15 protein-coding genes are annotated in these 16,036 nt (G+C 65.5%); 6 read left to right on the forward strand and 9 right to left on the reverse strand.

Annotation, left to right across the window (positions count from 1 at the left end; genetic code table 11):
- The first annotated feature begins 48 nt into the window (after window positions 1-48).
- Both AAGA11_13485 and AAGA11_13490 read left to right on the forward strand, forming a co-directional pair.
- Window positions 49-3,054: a putative Ig domain-containing protein gene (locus tag AAGA11_13485; GenBank protein ID MEM9603873.1), complete on the forward strand. Its 3,006-nt coding sequence runs from the start codon at window positions 49-51 to the stop codon at window positions 3,052-3,054.
- Window positions 3,051-3,308, forward strand: a complete 258-nt coding sequence (locus AAGA11_13490; protein MEM9603874.1) for a hypothetical protein — start codon at window positions 3,051-3,053, stop codon at window positions 3,306-3,308. The genes AAGA11_13485 and AAGA11_13490 overlap by 4 nt, the downstream gene beginning before the upstream one ends.
- Window positions 3,309-3,313: 5 nt before the next feature.
- Here AAGA11_13490 and AAGA11_13495 read toward each other — a convergent pair whose 3' ends face one another.
- Complete coding sequence (locus AAGA11_13495) at window positions 3,314-4,414, reverse strand: ABC transporter ATP-binding protein (GenBank protein MEM9603875.1); 1,101 nt, start codon at window positions 4,412-4,414, stop codon at window positions 3,314-3,316.
- 44 nt (window positions 4,415-4,458) lie between these two features.
- Between AAGA11_13495 and glnE the strand changes: the two genes are divergently transcribed.
- Together glnE and AAGA11_13505 are read left to right on the forward strand one after the other, a co-directional pair.
- Window positions 4,459-7,425 carry a bifunctional [glutamate--ammonia ligase]-adenylyl-L-tyrosine phosphorylase/[glutamate--ammonia-ligase] adenylyltransferase gene (gene glnE / locus AAGA11_13500; GenBank protein MEM9603876.1) on the forward strand — a complete coding sequence of 989 codons (2,967 nt, stop codon included), beginning with the start codon at window positions 4,459-4,461 and terminating at the stop codon, window positions 7,423-7,425.
- A gap of 10 nt (window positions 7,426-7,435) precedes the next feature.
- Window positions 7,436-8,362, forward strand: coding sequence for a branched-chain amino acid transaminase (locus AAGA11_13505; protein MEM9603877.1), 927 nt, complete (start codon window positions 7,436-7,438; stop codon window positions 8,360-8,362).
- A 39-nt stretch (window positions 8,363-8,401) separates the two neighbouring features.
- Here AAGA11_13505 and AAGA11_13510 read toward each other — a convergent pair whose 3' ends face one another.
- The 8 genes from AAGA11_13510 to AAGA11_13545 all read right to left on the reverse strand — a co-directional run bounded on the left by AAGA11_13510 (window position 8,402) and on the right by AAGA11_13545 (window position 14,019).
- Window positions 8,402-8,596 carry a carbon storage regulator gene (locus tag AAGA11_13510; GenBank protein MEM9603878.1) on the reverse strand — a complete coding sequence of 65 codons (195 nt, stop codon included), beginning with the start codon at window positions 8,594-8,596 and terminating at the stop codon, window positions 8,402-8,404.
- A gap of 420 nt (window positions 8,597-9,016) precedes the next feature.
- Window positions 9,017-9,394, reverse strand: a complete 378-nt coding sequence (locus tag AAGA11_13515; GenBank protein MEM9603879.1) for a hypothetical protein — start codon at window positions 9,392-9,394, stop codon at window positions 9,017-9,019.
- A complete protein-coding gene (gene paaE / locus AAGA11_13520; protein ID MEM9603880.1) occupies window positions 9,384-10,472 on the reverse strand; it encodes a 1,2-phenylacetyl-CoA epoxidase subunit PaaE in 1,089 nt (362 codons plus the stop codon). Before paaE ends, AAGA11_13515 begins: the two co-directional genes overlap by 11 nt.
- A gap of 24 nt (window positions 10,473-10,496) precedes the next feature.
- Window positions 10,497-11,015, reverse strand: coding sequence for a 1,2-phenylacetyl-CoA epoxidase subunit PaaD (gene paaD / locus AAGA11_13525; protein MEM9603881.1), 519 nt, complete (start codon window positions 11,013-11,015; stop codon window positions 10,497-10,499).
- Window positions 11,016-11,020: 5 nt separating this feature from the next.
- Window positions 11,021-11,776 carry a 1,2-phenylacetyl-CoA epoxidase subunit PaaC gene (paaC, locus tag AAGA11_13530; GenBank protein ID MEM9603882.1) on the reverse strand — a complete coding sequence of 252 codons (756 nt, stop codon included), beginning with the start codon at window positions 11,774-11,776 and terminating at the stop codon, window positions 11,021-11,023.
- Window positions 11,776-12,063 carry a 1,2-phenylacetyl-CoA epoxidase subunit PaaB gene (gene paaB / locus AAGA11_13535; GenBank protein MEM9603883.1) on the reverse strand — a complete coding sequence of 96 codons (288 nt, stop codon included), beginning with the start codon at window positions 12,061-12,063 and terminating at the stop codon, window positions 11,776-11,778. The genes paaC and paaB overlap by 1 nt, the downstream gene beginning before the upstream one ends.
- Window positions 12,060-13,064 carry a 1,2-phenylacetyl-CoA epoxidase subunit PaaA gene (paaA, locus tag AAGA11_13540; protein ID MEM9603884.1) on the reverse strand — a complete coding sequence of 335 codons (1,005 nt, stop codon included), beginning with the start codon at window positions 13,062-13,064 and terminating at the stop codon, window positions 12,060-12,062. Before paaA ends, paaB begins: the two co-directional genes overlap by 4 nt.
- 82 nt (window positions 13,065-13,146) lie before the next feature.
- Window positions 13,147-14,019, reverse strand: coding sequence for a PaaX family transcriptional regulator C-terminal domain-containing protein (locus tag AAGA11_13545; protein MEM9603885.1), 873 nt, complete (start codon window positions 14,017-14,019; stop codon window positions 13,147-13,149).
- Window positions 14,020-14,287: 268 nt separating this feature from the next.
- On the opposite strand from AAGA11_13545, the gene AAGA11_13550 reads away from it, so the two are divergent.
- Window positions 14,288-14,626, forward strand: coding sequence for a P-II family nitrogen regulator (locus AAGA11_13550; GenBank protein MEM9603886.1), 339 nt, complete (start codon window positions 14,288-14,290; stop codon window positions 14,624-14,626).
- Window positions 14,627-14,638: 12 nt separating this feature from the next.
- On the forward strand, window positions 14,639-15,886 hold the full coding sequence (locus tag AAGA11_13555) for an ammonium transporter (GenBank protein MEM9603887.1): 1,248 nt from the start codon (window positions 14,639-14,641) through the stop codon (window positions 15,884-15,886).
- Window positions 15,887-16,036: the final 150 nt, after the last annotated feature.

The raw sequence follows: 16,036 nt of genomic DNA on the forward strand, positions 1-16,036 counted from the left end.
GCGCGACAGCGCGTCGAGGGGAGTTTTATGGCTTGGGTGTGCTCGGGGGTGACTCGATTGCACAAGGCGTTGATCACACTCGGTGTGCTCGGACTCGCTGTGGCCAGTCAGCTGGCGAACGCGGTGATTCCACCCGGTCGGTTCGTCAACGATCTGCCCGAGTGCAGCGGGGCACTGTTCGAGAGTTTGATGGAGATCGACCACGACACGGGCGACCTTCAAGACCTGATCGACAACAACGCCCTGATGGCGCGCTGCACCACTGCGCCGGCTGTCGACCCAGGCGACGCCTTCGGGCACCGGGTGCGCGTGCTCGCCGGCACCGTCAATTTCGAAAGCCCGCACGGCCACCCGCTCGATCTCACACCCGATGGCCGCCAACTGCTTGCCGTGAACACGGCCGGGCACCGGCTCGAAGTGTTCTCGGTCTCGGCCCTCGGTCTCTCTCAACGTCTGAGTGTGCCGGTCGGGCTGGACCCGGTCAGCGTGCGGGCGCGCAGCAACAGCGAAGCCTGGGTCGTCAATCGAATCAGCGACAGCATCAGCGTGGTCGACCTCGACACCGGCGACGTAGTCCGCACGCTGACAACCGGCAACGAACCGGCCGATGTCGTGTTCTCGACCGCACGTGGCCGCGCCTTCGTGAGCATCGCCGACGCCAACCAGATCGAAGTGTACGACCTCGCCGATCTCGACACGGCACCGCGTCGTATCGACGCCGGTTTCGAGGAACCCCGCGCACTCGCCGTCAGTCCGGACGGGCTGCGCGTGTACGCGTCGTCGTTCTTCAGCGGCAGCAACACCACCGTGCTCAGCGGCCGACCCGGGCCGGTCACGAGCGGTGCGGTGCCCGGTACCGAGAACGTCGTGAGCCGCGTGGATACCCCCACGGGCGGGGTCAATCCCGTCCCGAATCAGGGCAGTCAGTTCTCGCCGCCACTCACCGCGGGCAACCCGGGGTTCAGCACGCTGATCGTGCAGGGTACAGCCGACGGCGCCTGGCGTGACGACGCCGGCAATGACTGGCGCGGGTTCTTGACCGGTGCGGGAGCTGTCGCGAGCGGCCGCGGCACCGCGTGGCGCCTGCCGGACCGTGACGTGGTGGTGATCAACGCAACCACACTCGGCATCGATAACTACCAGACCGGCTTGATGACCATGCTGATGGCGTTGGACGCGAACCCGGTCACTGGCGATGTGACGGCGGTAGGCATCGATTCGGACAACCACCGGCGCTTCGAACCGAACCTCAATGGTGTGTTTGCGCGGGTCGAGTTCGCGCGCTTCACGCCCGGGCAACCGAGTCAGAATTTCGACTTGAACCCCCACATCGACTACACGCGGTCGTCGTCGAGCGAGGTGCTGCGCCAACAAAGCATCGGCGACCCGCGGGCGGTCAAGTGGCACCCGAGCGGCGACCGGATGTACGTGGCCGGGATGGGGTCCAACAACCTCGTGGTGCTCGACCTCAACGGTCAGCGCCTGGGCCAACTCGCGCTTGGGCAGGGCCCGACCGGACTTGCACTTCTTGCCGATCAGGGGCGTGGTTTTGCGCTCAATCGCTTCGACGGTACCGTCACCGAATTCACCCTGGAGCCGCTGGCGGAGCGCAGCACCACCGCGTTTCTCGACCCGACGCACGAGTCCATTCGACTTGGCAGGCCACACCTCTACGACACGCACAAGGGCTCGGGTCACGGTCACCTCGCCTGTGCGAGTTGCCACGTTGACGGTCGCACCGACCGCCTGGTTTGGGACCTCGGAAAGCCCGATGGCGAGAACAGTGTGTTGCACCACGCGATGAAGAGTGCGATGCGCACCCAGCCGCTGCTCGACACCATTCGCCACCCCAACATGCACTGGCGTGGCGATCGCAGCGAGCTTCGCGACTTCTTGCAAACCTTCACTAATTTGCAAGCCGCGACCCCGATCAATGGCCTTGAGATCGGCGAGTTCGAAGACTTCCTGTCCGGTGTGCATTTTCCGCCTAGCCCCTGGCGCAACGAAAACAACAGCCTGCCCGGCAGTGTGCTGTTGCCGGACAATCCGGTGGCGGCGACCGGTGACGCCGTGTTGGGCCGACAGAAACTGAACGCCTGCATCGGCTGCCACAGCAACAACCTCAGTCGCAGCGACGTGCAATCGAACGCGTTGGGTCAGAGTGTGATCCCGCCGGACTTCGTGCAGTTCTACAAGCGCCTCGGTTTCAACGCTGACGACGGCAACCTGTCAACCAGCGGATTCGGTTTTTTTCACGATGGCGCCGACAGCCTGATGGCGGCCGTACCGGACGCCGACATCCTCGCCGCCCTGCTGGCGTTCGACGGACCGGACAATGGCCTGGCCGTGACCCAGTTGCGACAGGACAGCCACGCGGCGCTCGGACGCCAGCACACGGTTCGCGGTACGCCCTCGTTGGCCGACCGGCAGCGGATCAACACGCTGGTCGGCTACGCCAGTCACCCGCACCTGGCGCTCGTGGCCAAGCGCCACGACGGCACACGGTGGTTCGGGTACCGGTACGACGCCGGCACGGGTTTCGTCCCCGACCGCGCGGGCGCCGTCGCCGTGACGGTTGATCAGCTGGTGGACGCCAGCAGCGCCGGCAGTCTGACCGTGACCCTCGTGATGGCCGGCACCGAGTCTCGGGTCGGTGTTGACCGCGACTTCGACACGGTGTTGGACGGCGACGACAACACGCCACCGACCCTGGCCAGCTCGGGTGCGCTCACACTGGGTGTCAACGAGGCCGTCGACATCAGCCTCAATGGCCAGGACCTCGACGGCGACAGACTCAGCTACCAGGTCGCGGGTTTGCCGGCCGGGTTGAGCTTCGACGCCGCGAGCGGTGTGATTCGCGGCCGCGTGGCCACCGCCGGCTCGGCGGTGATCCGCGCCACCGTGTCTGACGGGCGCGATGCACGCACCTTCGTCTATCCGGTGCAAATCGGCAGCCTGGGCACGGGCGCCGACAACGCGAGTTCGGGTGCGCTGTCGTGGTTGCTGCTGAGTGCGTTGGCATTGCTCGGATTGCGTCGCAGGTGGCTTGGGTGACGCGGCGTGTCAGCCGTGGCCTGCCGTACAGTGCCGTGCTGGCGCTGCTCGGTTGGCTGATGCTGTCCCAGGGCCCGGCGCCTGCGGTGGTTGTCGGGCCGCCCACGGCTGCGTTGCAACAGGACGTGGCGGAGGTGTGGGCCTGTGGTGAGCGCAACGGGGCGGTGGTTGCTCGGCAGTCGGGTGGTCCGAGCGCTGAGGACGAACCCGGGCGCAGCGACTGCGATTCCGACAGGGTGGCGGCGCCGCGCTGACGGCGTCAGACCGGCGCTTCCAGCGTCGCGTCGCGGCGAAACACGACGAGGTGATCGAGCGCCAGTCGCACGCCGATCTGCTCACCCACCCGACGATCGAGGTGACTCGGCGCGGCGCACAGCACGCGTGTGCTGCCGGGCAAGCGCACGGTGTAGAGGTGTTCGGAGCCGCGGAATTTGCGTTCGACCACGTCGCCCGTGTACGCCGACCGCTCGTCCAGCACCACGTCATCCGGTCGCACCAGCAGCTCGATCGGCGTGTTGACCTCGAAAGGCGAGGGTGTCTGCAGCGGAATTTCGCCGAGTTCGGTCATCAACGCGTGCGCGTTCATCACGCTGCCACAGAGCAACACGCCCTCGCCGATGAAGTTTGCAACGAAGCGGTCGGCGGGTTCGTGGTAGAGCGTGTAGGCAACGTCCCACTGTGCGATCTGGCCGGCATTCATCACGCCGATGGTGTCGGCAATCGCAAAGGCTTCGAGTTGATCGTGGGTGACCACCAATGCGGTGATGCCCTCGAGCTTGAGGAGGTCTCGCACATCCCGCGCGAGCATTTCCCGTCGCTCGGCGTCCTGGCCACTGAAGGGTTCATCCATCAGCAGCAAGGCCGGTCGGTTGGCGATGGCCCGCGCGAGTGCGACCCGCTGCTGCTGGCCGCCTGACAGCTCGTGCGGAAAGCGCTTTCCGGCGTTGGGCAGGTCGATCAACCGGAGCAGCTGCTCGACACGTGCCTTTCGCGCATTGCGCGGCTGTGCGGCCAGACTGAAGCCGATGTTGGCGGTGATGTCGAGGTGCGGGAACAGCGCCAGATCCTGGAACACCATACCGACACCGCGTAGCTCGGTGGGCACGTGCCGCGAGGCGCTGCAGAGTTCCTCCCCGCCCAGTTGGATGGATCCGGCATCGATACGCTCGAGCCCGGCAATGGCGCGCAGGATCGTGGTCTTGCCGCAACCCGAGGGCCCGAGCAAACACCCGATCTCGCCAGCAGACAAATCGAAACTGACCGTTCGGACTATATCCTGCCCGCCGAGCCGCACGCAGACGGCGTCGAACGCAAGGTGAGCAGGCGACGTGGGCTGGGGCTCTGGAGACGCTGTGAGCATGCGCGTGGCTGGGGTGTCGGCATCGACCGGGATCGGACCTGCCTATGGTACAACGGCTGTTCCGCAAAGACGTGGTGGGCCCGTGGTCGATGGACGCCTTGCCCGTGTCACCCCTGAGCAGCACCCCCATACCGGCGCCGTTGGCGGAGCGGGGCGAGCGCGTGGTGGCGGCGCTGGTAGCGCGGGGCGAGCTGGCGGACGACGAGGCTGCAGCGGAGCTCCGAGTGCAGCTGCGGCACCTTGCTGCCTGCAGCGAATTTGCCTCGCAGGCCCTGCTCAGCACCCCGGGGCTGCTGTCCGCGTTGCTCGACGGGGCGCTCAACGTCGCGCGAACAGCCGCGGACTACCAGGCGCTGGTCGACGAGGCGATGCGGCGAGCGGGCACCGACCTCGCGTCGGCGAAGTCGGCGCTGCGGCGACTGCGGCGCCGCGAGATGGTGCGCATCGCCTGGCGCGACCTGCTGCATCTCGAGCCCTGCGTGCACGCGACGCTGCGCGAATTGTCGGCGTTTGCGGACAGTGTGGTCGGGGCGGCGGTGGCGCACAGCCACGCCGCGTGGGTCTCGCGCCACGGTGAACCGCTCGACCAGCGGGGCCGCGCGCAACGGCTGGTCACGGTGGCCCTTGGCAAACTCGGTGGCGGGGAGCTGAATTTCTCCTCCGACATCGACGTGTATTTCGTGTTTGGCGAGGAGGGTGAAACCCGTGGCGTGGACGCGCGCGGGCGACGACGGCTGGACAACGGCCAGTTCTTCACCAAGGTGGCACAACAGGCGATCGACCTGTTGCATTCAGTGACTGGCGAGGGTTTCGTCTTCCGAGTGGACACGCGCTTGCGTCCTTTTGGCGCCAGCGGACCGCTGGCCATGAGCCTCGATGGCCTCGAGGCCTACTACCAGACCCAGGGCCGCGACTGGGAGCGCTATGCCCTGGTCAAAGCGCGCGTGTTGACGGGCGACAGCGCCGACCGGCGTGAGGTGGCGTCACTGATCCGGTCATTCGTCTACCGCCGCTACCTCGATTACGGCGTGCTTGCGTCGTTGCGTGAACTCAAACGCGCCATTGCCACGGACGCGGCGCGCCGGGGGCGGCAGCACTGCCTGAAACGGGGGGTGGGTGGCATCCGTGAAATCGAGTTCATCGTCCAGAGCATCCAATTGGTGCGCGGCGGTCAGGACCTGCGGCTGCAAGGCCAGTCGTTGATGTCGGCGTTGGCCGCTCTGGCGGACCGGGGCCTGATCTCTGCGCAAGAACACGCGTTTCTGGCGCAGGCTTACGGCGACTTGCGCGTGCTCGAGAACCGCCTGCAAATGATCGCCGATCTACAGACGCACACACTGCCGGAGGACACCGCGACACGACAACGCCTGGTCCTGGCGCTGGGCCGGCGCGACTGGTCCAAGCTGCAGGCCGACCTCGCCACCTTGCGCGAGCGCGTGCAGACGCTGTTCAGCAGGGTGTTGGCCATGGACTCGGACGACGCGTCGCCCGTCGACGTGCACGCCCTCTGGACGCCCGACGCCGATCGTGGCGAGCTCGTGTGCAGCCTGGCTGAACACGGCTTCGGTGCGGCCGACGCCGTGGCGTCACGCCTGTTGGCGTTGCGCGCCGGCGCGTTCTACGGTCGGCTCTCGGCGCGGAGTCAGGCGCGGCTCGATCGCCTGGTGCCACGCTTGATTCATGCGGTGGCCTCCGTCGACAGACCGACTGAAACCCTCGAGCGCGCGCTGGACGTGGTGCGGTGTATCGCCGGGCGGGGTACCTACACACAGCTGCTCATCGACCACCCGGCGGCACTCGACCTGCTCCTGACACTCTGCCAGGCCGGCCGCGGGATCAGTGACTACATCGTTCGGAACCCGATCGTGATCGACGATGTGCTGGCTGACAACACGCTGCGCGAGCCGATCGAGCGCGATGCGCTGCTGGCCGACCTCACCGAACGTATCGCCGCCGTGCCCGTCGGTGACCTCGAACAGCGCATGGATCGGCTCCGGCAGGTGCGTCACAGCGTCACCGCGCGCGTGGCAATCGCCGACGTACTCGGCGCGCTCACGGTCGGTGAAGTGTCGACGCAACTCAGTCTGCTCGCCGAGGTGGTGCTCCAGGTATCGACCGACTGTGTGTGGCAGGCCCTGGTTGCGCGACACGGCCAGCCGCGGTGCGGGGACAGCGACCCGAGGCGATCCCCCGGTATCACGGTGATCGCCTTCGGCACATTGGGCGGCCTCGAGCTCGGATACGGGTCGGACCTGGATCTGGTGTTCCTGCACGATTCGGCCGGCTCGAACCAGCGCACGGACGGTCCCCAGCCACTCGACAACGCCCGGTTCTACGCGCGCTTCGTGCAACGCTTGAGCCACTTCCTCACGGCGCTGACACCCGCGGGTGTGCTGTACCAGACCGACCACCGGCTCAGACCCGATGGGCGCGCCGGCCAGTTGGTCAGCAGCTTCGACGCGTTCGACCGGTACCAGCACGCCAAGGCCCGGACCTGGGAGCACCAGGCGCTGATCCGTGCCCGCGCAGTCGTCGGCGGTGAGGATGATCGCGCGCGCTTCGAGCGCCTCAGGCGGGCTGTGCTGTGTCGCCCGCGCGACAGCGACACAGTGCGTGCTGAGGTGCTCGACATGCGGGCGCGCATGGTCGCCGAACTCGTGCGCACGGCCCCCGGTCGGGTCGACCTCAAGCAGGGCGAGGGCGGTATCGCCGATATCGAGTTTATGGTTCAATACGCGGTTCTGAGCGCAGCGTCTGAGACGCCGAGCCTGGTGGACACCACCGACACCGTGCGGCTGTTGGACGGCCTGACGGCGTGTGGTGTGCTGACGCATCGGACCGCGACAGAACTCTCGGACGCGTACCTGTACTTTCGCGAAACCGCCCACCGACTCAGTCTGGAGGGTGGTTCGCCGCTGGCGATGCGAACCGATACCCTGGATGCACACAGAGCGCGCGTTAGCGCGATCTGGGAACAACTCATGATGGCTTCGGACGTACACCGTGGCTGAGGAACGAACAATGTCTTTTGCTGATCGCGATGGCCTGATCTGGTTCGACGGTGAAATGGTGCCCTGGCGGGAAGCGAAGGTGCACGTGTTGACGCACACCTTGCATTACGGACTCGGTGTGTTCGAGGGCGTGCGTGCCTACGACACCGATTCCGGGCCTGCGATATTCCGACTGCACGACCACACCCAGCGTCTGCTGGACTCGGCCAAAATCCTGCGCATGAACATGCCCTACGACGCCGCGGAGCTCGACGCCGCGCAAGTGCGCGTGATCGCGGAGAACAACCTTGGCGCGTGCTACCTGCGTCCCATGGCGTTCTACGGATCAGAGGGCATGGGCTTGCGGGCGGACAACCTCAGCACCCACGTGATCATCGCGGCCTGGCCCTGGGGGGCCTACCTCGGTGACGATGGCATGACCAAGGGCATCCGCATCCGCTGTTCGTCGCACACGCGCCACCATGTGAACATCGGCATGACCCGCGCCAAGGCAAACGGTCAGTACATCAACTCGATGCTCGCGCTGCAGGAAGCGCTCACCGACGGGTACGACGAAGCCCTGATGCTCGATGTCGACGGATACGTGTCCGAGGGCAGCGGCGAGAACTTTTTCCTGGTCAAGGATGGCGTCGTCTACACGCCGCAGCTCACCTCGGCGCTCAACGGCATCACGCGTCGCACGATCATGCGCTTCTGCGCAGACCTTGGCATCGAGCTGGTTGAGCGCAACATCACCCGCGACGATGTCTACATCGCCGACGAGTGTTTCTTCACTGGCACCGCAGCGGAAGTGACGCCCATCCGCGAAGTCGACAACCGCGCCATTGGTGCGGGCGGACGCGGACCGGTCACCGAGCGTTTGCAGACGCTCTACTTCGACGCAGTCAGCGGTCGCGCCGAGCGCTACCGTGACTGGCTGACGCCGGTCGCGTCCTAGGGCCGAGAGCGCAGCGCAGTCTCGGCTGCGTGTTTGCATTCAGGCGTCGCTGCCTTTTTCGTGTGGCGCGCCCTCTGGTGCGCGGTGCGACAGCAGCTCTTCGCGGTGCACCGGGGTGTGGTCTGGCGCGCTGATGGCAAACCGCACGCGGCCGTTCTGCACCTCGACGACGGTCACCGTGACGTTGTCTCCCACCGTGAAGGTTTCGCCCACCCGTCTCTTGAAAATGAGCATCTGTGGCTGTCCATTCCTGATTCAGTGTCTTGAAGACGTTCGGGTCGCGGTGGTGGGTTCCCACCGAAACCGGCGAGCGGACAGCGGCGCGCCGTGCCCCCTTGCAGCTCCACCGAGTTTGCCTCGAGCCACACTGCAGTCGCACAACCTGACGCGTGGGTGCCAGAGCTGGCCTGCGCCGGCACCGCCCCACTATAGAGAAGAGCGGTGCGGCGATGCAACGCGTGAAGGCGATTGCACCGAACACCGTCAGCCGGGACCCGGAATCAGTCCCGATACGACGTCCGGCGCAACACGTAGCGCGGGTCGCGCGGCCAGCTAGGTTGTTTTTATACTAACGGTGTGCGCACCCCCCAGCGGGTCGGTGCGTCCAGGGCCAACCGGCGGTACCCGTGCGTGCCCTGCCGCGTCCAGTCGATCTTACCGGGGTCGAGTTCGCGCACCACGTGGGCCGGGTTGCCAACCATCAGGTGCCCGGCTGGCGCGACCCAGTCGGTTCGCGTTCTCGCCAGTGTGGCAGCCGTGCAGGATGGCGCCGTGGCCGATGTGACCGTGGTCTTCGCCGGTCGCGTCTTCCCCCGGGACGTTGTGCGCGACACAGGTCTTCTGGAAATGGGCTGCTCGGCTCAGGCGCGCGCGACCGAAATCGCCGCGCAGCACACTGTTCGGGCCGATGTCGCATTCGGGCCCGATGATCACGTCCCCGACGAGCACGGCCGTCGGGTGCACGTAGCCGCCGGGGTCGACGACCGGTCGCAGGCCGGCAACGCTGTAGACCTGCGCCGCGTCAGGTCGCATCGAAATCGAGTTCGAGCCGGTTGGACGTGGGTTCGAGTTGGCACGCGAGCACAAAGCCGGCTTCCACTTCCCACGGCTCGAGCGAGTAGTTCACCCGCATGCTGGCGTCGCCGCCGAGTTGCTTGCAACGGCAGGTGCAACACATGCCACCGTTGCAAGACCAGGGCAACTCGATACCGTTGCGGCGGGCGGCATCGAGCACGCTCGCGTCGGAGGCCTCGAGCGAGAATACCCGACTCGCGCCGTCGAGGTGCACGGTGACTTCGCAGCCCTGTTGAACGTCTGCACCGCGCGGTGTCGGCGCGTCGGCCGGGTCGCCATCGGCCTCCTGGCTGTCGGTCGTGAACCGCTCGTGGTGAATGTGATCGGGGGTCAGACCGGCGTCGGCAAGCGCGGTCTCCAGGCCGCTGATGAACGCACCCGGACCGCACAGGTACGCGCTGTGCACCTGGGCCGGATCGAGGTAACCGCTGTCGATGACGTCGCGCAATTTGTCGCCGTCGAGACGACCGGCGTGCAGTGCCACATCCTGGGGTTCACGCGAGAGGAAGTGCATGACATCAAAGCGTTCAAGGTGGCGGTTCTTGAGGTCGTTCAGCGCGTCTCTGAACATCACCGAGGTGGTGTCACGGTTGCCGTAAAACAGCGACACACGGCTGTCGGGTTCGATCGCCAACACACTGGCCGCGATCGAGAGCACGGGTGTGATGCCGGAGCCGGCGGCAAACAACGCGTAGTGGCGCGCACGGGAAGCGTCCGGATTGAAACCGAAATGACCGAACGGCTGCATCACTTCCAGCGCATCGCCCGCTTGCAACACGGTGTTGGCGTAGGTCGAAAATCGCCCGCCTGGAACCGCCTTGATGCCGACGGACAACAGTCGGTCAGCCGGTGTGGAGCAGATCGAGTACGGGCGTCGCACGTCCTCGCCCTCGAGCACCGCTCGCAGCGTGATGTATTGACCGGGCTGAAAGGCGAATGTATTTCGCAGTGCGTCCGGCACGACCAGACTCACGCACACGGCGTCGGGTGTCTCGCGCTGCACCTTGTCGACTGTGAGGGTATGAAAACCTGACATGGTCTGATCCGGTGGCGGCGCCGTTCAGCCGAACTGGCGGTGGCACTTGAAATAGTCAAAGGGTTCGTGGCACCGACGGCACCGGTACTGCGCTTTGCACGGCGTCGAGCCGAATGCGGCGAGCTGTTCGGTGTCAACGCTGGCGCACCGTGGACATGCGACCTCGGGCTGATCGAACAGCGCGTCCGGGTCGGGTGTGCGGACCACCGGCGGCGCGATGCCATAGGCACGCAATTTTTCTCGGCCCGCGTCGCTGATCCAGTCGGTGGTCCAGGCTGGACTGAGTTGCGTGACGACGCGAGCCCGGTAGCCGGCTTTGCGCAACGCGCTCGCGACCATCGCCTCGATCATCGCGGTGGCGGGGCAACCGGAGTAGGTGGGTGTAACGGTCGCGACCACAGCGCCATCGGCCTCCACGCGCACCGCGCGCAGTATGCCAAGGTCGGCTACCGTGACACAGGGCACTTCCGGGTCGGGTACCGCTGCGGCCACGGCCCAGGCCTCGCGTTGGCGGGCGGCGCTGTCGAAAGAGGCGACGTTCACATCGGCTACCAGGTCTGGCCCGGGTGGCTGCGCTGCAGGTACTGCATTTCGGCGAGCAGGAATCCGAGAAATTCGGTGTGCAGTCCCGCGCGGCCGCCGCGCTGGCCGGGGACATCGGCGTCGGGCAACGCAAGGGTCGCCCGCGTGAAAACGGATTCGATGTCCGCCTGCCAGTCCGCGCGAATCGTGCTCGGGGCAACCGCGACACCCGCTTCGACCAAGGCGCTCAAATCGGCGTTGCAGTCGAACAGTTCGTCGGTGTACCGGTGCAGGCTGTCGACGGCCTCGGCCATGCGGCGCGCGGATTCGTCCGTGCCGTCACCGAGTCGCACCACCCACTCGGCACTGTGGCGCCGGTGGTATTGCATCTCGACCGTCGCCTTGGCGGCAATTGCGGCAATCTGTGGGTCGGTCGAGTGCGTGAGGGCAGCCCAGTAACGTTGCATGAAAGCGGCGTAGTAGAACTGACGCAGCACGGTGTGGGCGAAATCGGTGTTCGGGCGCTCGAGCAGCAGCAGGTTGCGGAATTCGCGTTCGGTGCGCAGGTACGCCAACTGGTCCTCGTCGCGGCCGAGCCCCTCGACTTCTGCGGCGTACTGATACAGATTGCGGGCCTGACCGACCAGGTCGAGTCCCATGTTGGCAAGCGCGAGTTCCTCCTCGAGCGCGTGCGCCTTGCCGGTCCATTCGCTCAGGCGGTGGCCGAGCACGAGCTGGTCGTCAGCCCAGGCAATCAGGGTGTTGAAGAGCGCCTGCTGCATTACATGTGACCCACGTCGTCCGGGATGTCGTAGAACGTGGGATGGCGGTAGATCTTGTCCGACGTCGGTTCGAACAGCATGTCCTTGTCGGCGGGGTCGGAGGCCGTGATTGCGCCCGCCGGCACGACCCAGATCGAGACGCCTTCACCGCGACGGGTGTACACATCGCGTGCAGCCTGCAGGGCCAGCGTCGCGTCAGTTGCGTGCACCGAACCGACGTGGCGGTGGTGCAGGCCTTGTCGTGCGCGGATGAACACCTCCCACAGCGGCGTGTTGGGCGTGGTCACGATGCAGCCTCGAGCGCCACAGCGCGTGCGGCGTTTTTCTCGGCGTAGGCGGCGGCAGCTTCCCTGACCCAGGCGCCGTCTGCGTGGGTCTTGCGGCGGGCGGCGAGCCGATCGCGGTTGCAGATGCCGTCACCTTTGACCACTCGCCAGAACTCATCCCAATCGATTGCCCCGAAGTCGTAGCCACCTGCGCCGTCGTTCTTCTCGGCGTTCCACGACAGGTCCGGGTCGGGGACTGTCAGCCCCAGTTTCTCGGCTTGTGGCACGGTGGCGTCGACAAACTTCTGGCGCAGATCGTCGTTGGAGAACCGCTTGATCTTCCACGCCATGGATTGCTCGCCGTGTGCGGATTCGCTGTCGTGCGGCCCGAACATCATCAGAGAAGGCCACCACCAACGGTTGAGTGCGTCTTGCGCCATCGCCCGTTGTTCATCCGAGCCGTTGGCCAGCACCATCACGATTTCGTAGCCCTGGCGCTGGTGGAAGCTCTCTTCCTTGCACACGCGGATCATGGCGCGTGCGTAGGGGCCGTAACTGCACCGGCACAGCGGAATCTGGTTCATGATCGCAGCGCCGTCGACCAACCAACCGATCGCGCCGATGTCTGCCCAACTCAACGTGGGGTAGTTGAAGATCGACGAGTACTTGGCCTTGCCCGACAGCATGTCGTCGATCAGCGATTCGCGCGAGGCGCCCAGGGTTTCGGCCGCGGCGTAGAGGTACAGGCCATGTCCACCCTCGTCCTGGACCTTGGCGAGCAACGCGGCCTTGCGTTTGAGCGAGGGCGCGCGCGTGATCCAGTTACCCTCGGGCAGCATGCCGACAATCTCGGAATGGGCGTGCTGGCTGATCTGCCTGAGCAAGGTGCGGCGGTATCCCGCTGGCATCGGGTCGTTGGCTTCGATCTTCTCCTCGTTGTCGATCCGCGCCTGGAACGCGTCCAGGAACGCCTCGTCCTCGTGGGTCTCACCGTTGGCACCAATCAGGCCTTGTGAGTACATGCGCTGTCTCCTGGTATCAGGCGAGGGTGTCAGGCGAATATTATGTGACAAATTTCAATTCGTCAATCTAATAATTGTCACGCTAGAAGCGTGCCGAGACCGTGGCTGAACCGTCCGCGAGCCACGGTGTGTCGGTGGCGCTGTCCAGCCAGTGTTCGCTCCGGGGCGTCCAGCGGCGGTAGAGGCGAGCCGCGGTGTCGCGGGCCCTTGCGCGGTGCACCAGCGTCGGCGCCAGATCATCCGGCAGCTGCGGGTCGCGCAGCACGACACGTCGGTAGGCGTGGATCAACAAGGTGCGCAGGGCCGCGCACTGAGCGCCGTCGTCGGGGGCAGGTGGTTCGAGCCAGGGGTCGACGTCTGCGATGAACTGTTGGTAGAGCGCATCGAGTGCAACCAGGTCGAAAGCGCGCTCGAGCAGTGCCGGTGGCAAGGGGCCAGGTGCCGTCTCGGTGCGCAGAAAATGCACGCCTTCCGCGTCGGGCAGTGGGCGCATCGGCCTGTTTTCGGGGCGCAGAAACACCGTGTCGTCGAGCGCACCAAACCCGGTATTGCGCAGCAGGCTGCGCAGTTGCTTACGCCCTTTGCCCGCGTTCAATGTGGTGATTGCAAGGGCCCAACGCTCGGCAAATGCCGGCGGGTTGCGCGCGTAGATCCGCTCGCCGGCATCGGTGAAGGTCGACAACCCCGGGGAGTCGAGCCGGTAGTCACTTCGGCGTCCCCGGCGTTCGCGCACCAGCCAGCCGTCTCGCGTAAGGCGCGCGATCGCGGTGCGCACCGTTGTCGCGTCCACACCACACTCGGCGAGCACGGCGACGATCACCGACAGCGGCACACACCCGCCTCGCGGTAATCCGCTGTCGCCGAAGAAAGTGATGATGAGCGACCAGGCCTTCAACGGCTGCCGTCGGTGCAAGCGGGCCGCGAGGTCTGCGGCAGCGCGGGGCGGAGAAGACATCGGCTGAATGACTGGGGGGTGTCAGCGGCATTGTGGCACGTCGGAAGGGGGCTCGCGCACCGGGTGGCGAACCAAGATGGTGCATCAGCAGCGCAGACCCAAAAAACGCACTGAAAAAGTGCGTCCATATCATCTCCATGCACTTAATAAGTGCAAATAGCCATATTCTACGCGCCTGTAATTCTCATAAAGTATTGATATATATAGTAAAAAAGGGCTGGCACAGCGGTTGCGACATTGACGGGCACTGTTCACAGAGGAAAACCAGATGAAGCTGATTCAAGCCATCATCAAGCCCTTCAAGCAAAGCGACGTGCGCGACGCACTCGCCGAGATCGGTGTCACCGGCATGACCGTCACCGACGTCAAGGGTTTTGGTCGCCAGAAGGGCCACACCGAGCTCTATCGTGGCGCGGAATACGTCGTCGACTTCCTGCCGAAGTTGAAAGTGGAAGTGGCCGTCAGCGACGACATCGCGGACGCGGCCGTCACCGCCATCCAGACCGCGGCGAACACCGACCGCATCGGGGATGGAAAAATCTTCGTATTGCCACTTGAGGCCGCCGTGCGCATCCGCACGGGTGAGACCTCCGACGCTGCACTGTAAAAGGGGACGACCATGGAATCGACAGTAACTGAACTCGCCTATGCGCTCGACACCTTCTACTTCCTGGTGTCGGGTGTGCTGGTCATGTGGATGGCCGCCGGCTTCGCCATGCTCGAGGCGGGCCTGATCCGCGGCAAGAACACCGCGGAGATCCTCACCAAGAACGTGGCCCTGTTTGCCATCGCCTCGATCATGTACCTGCTCATGGGCTACGCGCTGATGTACCCGGGCGAGGCCGTCAGCGCCTACTGGCCGGGCTTCGGCTCCCTGATCCCGGAGGACAACACGGTCGAGGCCGTGCTCGCCAGCGGCGGCGACACCTACTACTCGGGCTACTCGGACTTCTTCTTCCAGGTGGTGTTCGTCGCCACAGCGATGTCCATCGTCTCCGGCGCGGTCGCCGAGCGGATGAAGCTGTTCGCCTTCCTCGCGTTTGCGGTGGTCATGTGCGGCTTCATCTACCCGCTTCAGGGCTACTGGAAGTGGGGCGGCGGCTTCCTCGATGCGGCCGGTTTCCAGGATTTCGCAGGTTCTGCGGTGGTGCACATGTGCGGTGCCATGGCGGCCCTGACTGGCGCAGTGCTGGTCGGTGCACGCAAGGGCAAGTACAGGGAAGACGGTTCCATAGCACCGATTCCGGGTGCCAACCTGCCGCTGGCGACACTCGGTACCCTGATCCTCTGGATGGGCTGGTTCGGTTTCAACGGGGGTTCGGAGCTCAAGGTGTCTGATGTCGGTGAGGCCAACGCCGTTGCCCGTGTCTTCGTCAACACCAACGCCGCCGCCGCCGGTGGTGTGGTGGCCGCCCTGATCACCTCGGTCATGATGTTCCGCAAGGCCGACCTGACCATGGTGCTCAACGGCGCCCTCGCAGGCCTGGTGTCGATCACGGCCGAGCCGCTCGCGCCGACGCCGCTGCTCTCGACGGTCATCGGCGCTGCCGGTGGCGTGCTCGTGGTGTTCTCGATCGTGACCTTTGACAAGATGCGTGTCGACGACCCGGTCGGTGCGATCTCGGTGCACGGAGTGTGCGGTATCTGGGGCGTTCTCGCGGTCCTGCTGAGCAACGGCGATGCAACCGTCGGCGGCCAGCTTCTCGGTCTCGTGGTCATCGGTGGCTGGGTGCTCGTTGCCAGCACCGTGACCTGGCTGGTGATCAAAGCGGTGATCGGGCTGCGCATTTCCGAAGAGGAAGAGTATGCCGGTGCCGACATCTCGGAGTGCGGCCTCGAAGCCTACCCCGAATTCGCACCCCGCTGAGCGTGCTTCACAGCGCGTGCCTGGTTGGGCACGCGCTTGCCTCTGCAAGCCTCAGCCCGGCGTCGTTCAGACGCCGGGTTTTTTGTTTGGTTCATCGCGCTTTACCGGGAAACGCGTCTTTGATCTTCAGGAAGAAGTACTCAGTGTCCC

This window comes from Pseudomonadota bacterium (assembly GCA_039196715.1).
In the GTDB taxonomy this organism is placed as follows: domain Bacteria; phylum Pseudomonadota; class Gammaproteobacteria; order CALCKW01; family CALCKW01; genus CALCKW01.

Coding starts and splice junctions, on each gene's coding strand:
- AAGA11_13495 (MEM9603875.1), bottom strand. CDS start 4,414: ATGCTCACAGCGTCTCCAGAGCCCCAGCCCACGTCGCCTGCTCACCTT.
- glnE (MEM9603876.1), top strand. CDS start 4,459: ATGGTACAACGGCTGTTCCGCAAAGACGTGGTGGGCCCGTGGTCGATG.
- AAGA11_13505 (MEM9603877.1), top strand. CDS start 7,436: ATGTCTTTTGCTGATCGCGATGGCCTGATCTGGTTCGACGGTGAAATG.
- AAGA11_13510 (MEM9603878.1), bottom strand. CDS start 8,596: ATGCTCATTTTCAAGAGACGGGTGGGCGAAACCTTCACGGTGGGAGAC.
- AAGA11_13515 (MEM9603879.1), bottom strand. CDS start 9,394: ATGCGACCTGACGCGGCGCAGGTCTACAGCGTTGCCGGCCTGCGACCG.
- paaE (MEM9603880.1), bottom strand. CDS start 10,472: ATGTCAGGTTTTCATACCCTCACAGTCGACAAGGTGCAGCGCGAGACA.
- paaC (MEM9603882.1), bottom strand. CDS start 11,776: ATGCAGCAGGCGCTCTTCAACACCCTGATTGCCTGGGCTGACGACCAG.
- paaA (MEM9603884.1), bottom strand. CDS start 13,064: ATGTACTCACAAGGCCTGATTGGTGCCAACGGTGAGACCCACGAGGAC.
- AAGA11_13545 (MEM9603885.1), bottom strand. CDS start 14,019: ATGTCTTCTCCGCCCCGCGCTGCCGCAGACCTCGCGGCCCGCTTGCAC.
- AAGA11_13550 (MEM9603886.1), top strand. CDS start 14,288: ATGAAGCTGATTCAAGCCATCATCAAGCCCTTCAAGCAAAGCGACGTG.
- AAGA11_13555 (MEM9603887.1), top strand. CDS start 14,639: ATGGAATCGACAGTAACTGAACTCGCCTATGCGCTCGACACCTTCTAC.